Source organism: Sphingobacterium sp. xlx-130 (assembly GCF_011007405.1).
In the GTDB taxonomy this organism is placed as follows: Bacteria; Bacteroidota; Bacteroidia; order Sphingobacteriales; family Sphingobacteriaceae; genus Sphingobacterium; species Sphingobacterium luzhongxinii.
Genome location: NZ_WFKN01000018.1, coordinates 1 through 1,619, shown reverse-complemented (window position 1 = coordinate 1,619; position 1,619 = coordinate 1). Strand labels below are relative to the sequence as shown.

Below are 1,619 nucleotides of genomic sequence, written 5' to 3'. Positions count from 1 at the left end.
ACATTTACCGACGGTAGTGTGTCGGATAGTTCCCAAGGGAGCGAAGTCCCTGATGACCTGGTATTCTCTGATGGACAGGACACGGGCAGTACACAGCTGGATAGTACCGCTGTACAAGATGAAGCAACAGCTACCACCGCTACAGAGGGTGCTTCTGCGGAAGACAAATCCATGTGGGGGATCTTTATAGCCGGTCTTTTAGGAGGATTTGCGGCATTCTTTATGCCCTGTATCTTCCCGATGGTTCCCCTTACGGTCAGCTTCTTTACCAAAAAGTCGGGCAGCCGATCCAAAGCGGTGTCACAGGCCTTTCTCTACGGCCTATTTATTATCGTAATCTATGTCGCCCTGGGGATGTTGATCACCATAGCATTTGGTCCGGAAGCCTTGAATGAACTGTCTACAAACGGGATCTTCAACTTCTTTTTCTTTCTTTTGCTGGTCGTGTTTGCAGCATCATTCCTTGGTGCTTTCGAGATCACCCTGCCGAGTTCTTTTGTCAACAAGATTGACGCACAGTCGGACAAGGGCGGCCTGATCGGTCTTTTCTTCATGTCGGCAAGTCTAGCGGTAGTCTCCTTCTCCTGTACAGGTCCTATCATCGGTACCTTATTGGTCGAGGCGGCCACGCGCGGTGAGCGTCTCGGTCCTGCAATAGGTATGTTGGGCTTTTCCATTGCACTGGCAGTACCTTTCGTACTCTTTGCGATGTTCCCATCGATGCTGAAGTCCATGCCTAAATCCGGAGGCTGGCTGAACAGTGTAAAGGTTGTTCTTGGATTCCTGGAGCTGGCCCTTGCACTTAAGTTCCTTTCCAATGTGGATCTTGCCTACAACTGGAATTTCCTTGACCGCGAGGTGTACCTGGCGTTGTGGATTGTCATCTTCGGGCTGTTGGGTTTATATCTTATCGGGAAGATCAAGTTTTCGCACGATAGTCCGCTGCAGTTCCTTTCGATTCCGCGTACATTCTTCGCTATTCTGGTGTTCTCGTTTGTCGTATACATGGTCCCCGGTCTTTGGGGAGCGCCATTGAAAGCTATCTCGGCCTTCTTGCCTCCTATAGGCACACAGGATTTTGATCTGAATAATATGGCCTCGGGCGCAGGTGGCGGACACACGGTGGATCCCGGCGCAGTTAACCGTAAGCATTACACCTACTTCCATAGCAAGTCTACGATCAAGGGACTGGATCCTTACTACGATTACGACGAGGCGCTGGCGGCAGCCAAAGAACAGAAGAAGCCATTATTGGTGGATTTCACCGGTTGGAACTGTGTCAACTGCCGCAAGATGGAAGCTGAGGTGTGGAGTGACCCTAAAGTCAGGGCGATGCTCAACAACGAATTTATCCTCGTGGAGCTTTATGTGGATGACAAAATCCTTACCTTGCCTGAAAGCGAACACTACGTATCTAAACAGACAGGTAAAAAAATCAATACGGTGAGCAAGCGTAATGCAGACTTCCAGATCTCTAAGTTCCAGAGCAATTCACAGCCTTTATATGCACTGCTGGATAATGAGGGTGAGCTATTGGTTCCTACAAGCGGAGCGGTATACGACATTGAGAAGTATATAGCCTTCCTGCAATCGGGAATCGATGCATTCAAAGCAAAATA

General features: G+C 49.2%; 1 protein-coding gene. It reads left to right on the top strand.

What is annotated here, in order from left to right; all coding sequences use genetic code 11:
* Positions 1–18 precede the first annotated feature (18 nt).
* On the top strand, positions 19–1,619 hold a 1,601-nt coding region (locus G7B18_RS18885; protein ID WP_240452906.1), incomplete at its 3' end, for a protein-disulfide reductase DsbD family protein.